Raw genomic sequence first — 2,800 nt, 5'->3', positions numbered from 1 at the left:
TCCTTAAGCGATCCAACATCGCCCATACGATAATTAGCCCCAATATTGGTGGCCCCAAGAATTATATTTTTCAATGCTCCTTCTTCCTCAAAGTGCACTTTAATACTGCCATCCATACCCAAGAACTCATCGAACGTTACCGAAGTGCCATCTGGTAGCTGGGTAAGATGGGTAATACTTTGACTACGGTTGTTGCCAGTATCTTCCAGGTTATTTAGGAACTCAGCTACCAAACCATCATCTTGAAGGCTACCGTAGTGCAAATGTACTGGATGTACAGCATCGTTGAGCGTTCCATCCATTGACAATTGAATCTCTACGGACTTATCGGTTCGCTCCTTTATAGTAATTGTTCCGGAAGTAGTAGTCTCCAAATAAGAACCCTCTAGCAAGGTATACTGGGTTTCTCGTCCGGAATAGATAGAACTCTCTTCGCCTTCATTATTGCAAGCAGCAAGTACTGCTACGAAAGCAAGTAAAAACAAACTAACTAATCGCATAATCCACTATTTAATCTACCGAAGATACAAAAAAATCATCAGAATGAATATCACTCTAGTAGTAAAAAGAATTTACTTCGGTTTTATTGTGCAATGATAGTGTTATAGTACTTGGTGTTATGGTGTTATAGCCTTAAACCTATAGCTTCATTTTTAAGTATATGGTCTAATTCTGAAAAACAACTATAACACTGTAACACTTCGCACTATAACACCAAGTACTATCTTTCTATCTTTCGCTCGTTGTGACCAGTGTAGATCTGTCGGGGACGACCGATAGGTTCTTTGTTTTCGCGCATTTCTTTCCACTGGGCAATCCAGCCGGGTAGTCGTCCGAGAGCAAACATCACGGTAAACATATCGGTAGGGATACCCATTGCGCGGTAGATAATTCCCGAGTAGAAGTCTACGTTCGGGTACAGCTTGCGCTCTTTGAAGTAGTCGTCATTGAGGGCTGCTTCTTCTAAGCCTTTAGCAATATCCAGTACCGGATCATCCACTCCCAATCCAGATAATACTTCATCGGCATTCTTCTTGATGATTCGGGCCCGAGGGTCAAAGTTTTTATACACTCGGTGGCCAAAGCCCATGAGGCGGAACGGATCTTCCTTATCTTTGGCTTTATCTAAGTACTTCTTCACATCGCCACCATCCTTTTTCATGTTCTCCAGCATTTCAATCACCGCCATATTCGCTCCTCCGTGCAATGGCCCCCATAGGGCATTTATTCCCGCTGAGATGGAAGCGTATAAACTGGCTTGAGAAGAACCTACAATCCGAACGGTAGAAGTAGAGCAGTTCTGCTCGTGGTCAGCGTGCAGAATCAGTAACTTGTCTAGCGCGTCGCTTACTACCGGATCAACTTCGTAAGTCTCTGCCGGAAGGGCAAACATCATCTTCAAAAAATTGCTACAGTAATCCTGACGGTTGTCGGGGTAGTTGACCGGGTGGCCAATTTTATGCTTATACGCCCAAGCGGCAAACGTAGGTAGCTTAGCAATGATACGGATGATGCTCAACTTTACCTCCTCCGAAGAGCGGTTGGGGTCCAGCGATTCGGGGTAAAAAGCCGTCAGCGAGCATACCAGCGAGGACAGTACTCCCATTGGGTGAGCCCGGGAAGGAAATCCATCCAGAATTTTTTTGTAGTCTTCGTGCACCATGGTATGGTGCGTAATCTTTTCTTTGAACGAAGAAAACTCGTCGGCCGAGGGAAGCTCACCATTAATTAGTAAGTAAGCTACTTCCAGAAAGGATGACTTAGAAGTAAGTTCCTCAATAGAGTAACCCCGGTAGCGTAAAATGCCTTCTTCTCCGTCTAAAAAGGTGATAGAACTAGTAGTAGATCCAGTATTTTTAAATCCGGGATCAATAGTAATGTACCCGCTTTTCCCACGAAGCTTACTAATATCAACCGCCTTCTCTTTTTCTGAGCCTTCAACAATGGGTAGCTCGTAAGATTTATCTTCTATTTTTAATTCCGCAGTATTGTCCGCCATAAGTTAATTTTGTTAGGGAATTGATAATTGGTGCTTTTATACGATATTAATCTTTTAGTAGCTTAATTGTTGCCAAGAATTAAAGGTAATCCACCTTCGCCACCCCCAATTACTACTACTTTGCTGTTACTTGACTCAGAAAGCCGGGTAGTTGCCTCAATGCCCCGCATCTTTAGCAATTCATCAGTCAGACTACTATTAATAATTTTGTTGGCCGCCGCTTCACCTTCCGCCGCGATACGTTTACGTTCGGCTTCACTCTTTTCTCGTTCCAGTCGGAATTGGTACGCTAGGGCTTCCTGCTCCTGCTGTAGCTTCGATTCGATGGCGTTTCGGATCTGATCGGGTAGATTGATCGAGCGAATCAGCAAAGCTCGCATCTGAACATTGTTCGCGTCGCTTTGCAGAATCTCTTCGGTTTCTTTGATGATAGCGTCTTCTACTTCAGCCCGCTTGGTAGAGTATATCTCTTCGGCAGTGTAGCGACCCATCACCCGACGTACCGTAGAGCGCACTTCGGGAATAATCAGTTGTTGCCGATAGTCTTTGCCAAAATTCTCATGCAGAAGACCTACCGAATTGTACTGAGGGTGATAGCGGAGAGAAACGTCTACCGCAATACTTAGCCCGCTTTTATCCAGCACGTCCATGGTTTCTTCTACGTTCTGTTCGCGCACATTATAGACATGCATCTCGTTCCAGGGGGCTTTTACTACGAAGCCTGGCTCAAATACTTTGTCTTTCTGAAGACCACCGGCGAAAGGCTTAAATAGAACGCCCCGTTCTCCAGCGTCGATAGTG

3 protein-coding genes are annotated in these 2,800 nt (G+C 44.6%); all 3 read right to left on the bottom strand.

Going from position 1 to position 2,800, the window contains the following annotated elements:
• The coding region (locus WBA23_RS01810; protein WP_424580528.1) for a hypothetical protein at positions 1–500 on the bottom strand (500 nt) is incomplete at its 3' end.
• Between the two features lie 221 nt (positions 501–721).
• Positions 722–1,999, bottom strand: coding sequence for a citrate synthase (locus WBA23_RS01805; protein WP_424580527.1), 1,278 nt, complete (start codon positions 1,997–1,999; stop codon positions 722–724).
• A gap of 62 nt (positions 2,000–2,061) precedes the next feature.
• A partial coding sequence (locus tag WBA23_RS01800) for a prohibitin family protein (protein WP_424580526.1) occupies positions 2,062–2,800 on the bottom strand: 739 nt, incomplete at its 5' end.

It is taken from the genome of Tunicatimonas sp., assembly GCF_049647865.1.
Lineage (GTDB): Bacteria > Bacteroidota > Bacteroidia > Cytophagales > Cyclobacteriaceae > Tunicatimonas.
The sequence above is the reverse complement of the archived record's forward strand: the minus strand, read 5'-3'. Positions and strand labels throughout refer to the sequence as shown.